This window comes from Lentisalinibacter orientalis (assembly GCF_040706535.1).
GTDB classification, from domain to species: Bacteria; Pseudomonadota; Gammaproteobacteria; order Steroidobacterales; family Woeseiaceae; genus Lentisalinibacter; species Lentisalinibacter orientalis.
Genome location: NZ_JAPDRJ010000010.1, coordinates 1 through 2317, shown reverse-complemented (window position 1 = coordinate 2317; position 2317 = coordinate 1). Strand labels below are relative to the sequence as shown.

3 protein-coding genes are annotated in these 2317 nt (G+C 51.2%); 1 reads left to right on the top strand and 2 read right to left on the bottom strand.

All coding sequences use genetic code 11. From position 1 onward, the window contains the following. Positions 1-153: 153 nt before the first annotated feature. Positions 154-1527 (bottom strand): hypothetical protein, encoded by a 1374-nt coding sequence (locus ACJMK0_RS19195; protein ID WP_405240895.1) that lies wholly within the window; start codon positions 1525-1527, stop codon positions 154-156. After that, a complete protein-coding gene (locus ACJMK0_RS19190; protein WP_405240893.1) occupies positions 1508-2080 on the bottom strand; it encodes a site-specific integrase in 573 nt (190 codons plus the stop codon). Before ACJMK0_RS19190 ends, ACJMK0_RS19195 begins: the two co-directional genes overlap by 20 nt. Before the next feature lie 80 nt (positions 2081-2160). Here ACJMK0_RS19190 and ACJMK0_RS19185 point away from each other — a divergent pair. Beyond that, the coding region (locus ACJMK0_RS19185) for a transposase (protein WP_405240897.1) at positions 2161-2317 on the top strand (157 nt) is incomplete at its 3' end.

The following is a 2317-nucleotide window of genomic DNA, read 5'->3' as shown; positions in this document are numbered from 1 at the left end:
CCGCGCTCCGAAATCAGCCGATCAAGCAATTCGCGGTCGATCCCGTCGTCTCTTCTCTTCGCCATATCTCTGTCTCCTCAAAAGAGTCTCTCGAGTATGGCTCACGAACACAGAATTTCTTACAGGCTCGAACCCGGAGTAATCTCAATACAATCAATGAAGTGTAGATTCATCTGCCGCACCGCTGTCTTTACCGTCTCCTTCATCATCGTCGAATTCACCTGCTCCATCTGCCGGCGAATCCGCATCTGCCGCTTTTCCTTCGACCTCTTCGATCGGATCGTGGCCGAAGATCTCTTTAAACGTATCGGCGAACTGATCATTCTCTCGAAAATTCCGAAATACCGGCCAGGTTAGATACGCGGATTCTGATATCGGTCCTTGATCACCAATGGCCTTCATGAACTCTACGGCCTTCTCGTAATCCTCCCTCAGAACGGCAACACAGATTCGGAAGTCTAGACCGCAAGAACTCCAGTCTTCGTTATCCAGTATCTTCAGCGCCTCTTCTTCTTTCTCGAGCCATTTGTACGCTTGAGCTTGGTTCACAATAAAAATTCGACGTTGCGCATCCTCCGAATGCTTCTTCTGGGAGACAGCGAAGTCCAAGATTTTTCGGGCCAGTTTAAACCTTTCCGTAACCAACAAATTGAACGCGAGATCGTTGAGCGCTTTATCAGCTCGCTCTAGCTCTTCCGGGGCAACAACACGCCAGATCGTATGTCCCAACTTGACGCCGAGTTCGAAAAAAACCGCGCGCGCTCGACCAAAGTACTTTGGTGGCACATCGATACGAACGCCCGGCTTTATATCTTTGTCAACTGAATAGCCAACGCTCTCGCAAACCTTCAAGTATTGCCTCGATACCGTGCCATCCGTATGAACTAGTAGATTACGTCTCTCCGTGATCTCAATAAATTCGCTCCAGATGTCGAGGTTTTTTCGTAGAGGTCGATTCAGTTTGCTTTCGAACCAGACGAATTGCTTGGAATGACTCTCTCTAAGTAGAGATTCGACTTCTTTCTCAAGAAAGTACTCTTTAGCCACATCGAGCGATTCGAACTCCAATAGCTCAGATAGGCCAACTTGCTTCTGCGTCGAGCTAAGCGCCTCCGGCACTTTGATGAAGTACCAGCGCGCCAGTCGCGCCAAAAACGAATCGAATGCGCTGACAAGGGCCACGAGCTGGCTTTTTGGCAGCGTATCTGATCCCCGCTTGAACATCTCGAGAGCGCGGGTTGCCTTATCGATCTCACGAGAATGACGAGCGGGTACCGAATACCTGACCCCTTCATCGTCTTCTTCAACTATCGTTCCGTATTCTTCAAGCAGCTTTTTCCTGTCGTCTGAAACGTACTCAATAATTTGGCTAGAAGCCTGCAGCGTGAACTGTAGCGTCTGAGCGATCGCGTCAATCGTTCGAACGTAGTGGTCGATCTCGTTAGAGAGGTCAATTGTCTCTGCCGCAATTCCGACACTCTCAATATCTGATTCCGATTCGGGATTCTCAGCTGATGTACTTTCCATAGACATTCCTAATCATCCCCCAGTCTTTATGGCCCATTTGTTGTGCAACGTACAGAGGGTTTGCCCCTTCCATCAAGCGCATCGATGCGAAAGTGTGACGTGTTTGATAGGGGTTTCGGCGGCGAACTCCAGTTTCTCGTAGCGCTGGGTACCAATAGAGTTTTCGTATCGCCTTGTCATTCTTCCAGGGCCCTCCTGTCCGAGGATCCACGAAAACTCGTGTATCGGGAGTCTTGTGCGAATCGACATCAAGGAGTTGAAGAGCCGGTTCATGAAATTCAACGATTCGCCGACCAGCGCTGGTTTTTGGGGCCTTCAAGCGGTCGCGGACGAGAGCTTTATTCACGAATACTCGCCTGCTTGCGGTGTCGATGTCGCCCCAAGTGAGAGCGAGAAGTTCAGATGTTCGTAGACCTGATCCAAAAGCGAAGGCGAAATAGGACGCCACCTGCTTCGACCGGGAATTGAGCGCCGACAGGATTCGGTTGACCTCCTCTTGGGAAAATGGGTCTGCTTCCCTTGCGATGACTGGCAATGCCCGCACTCTTTGCATTGGATCGCGCTCGATGACCTCAGTGGCAAATGAACCACCCCGGGTTTCCCGGAGGCTCAGTTCTTTGAGAGGATTGAGTCATGAGTGCACAAAAACGATATTCCGCGGAGTTTAAGGAGCGGGCGATTCGGCTTGTCGTCGAAGGGCAGAAGGCAGGGGACACGCAATGGGGGTCAATGCGGTCGGTTTCGCAGAAGTTGGGTTGTACGCCGGAGGCGCTGCGCCGCTGGGTGCGGC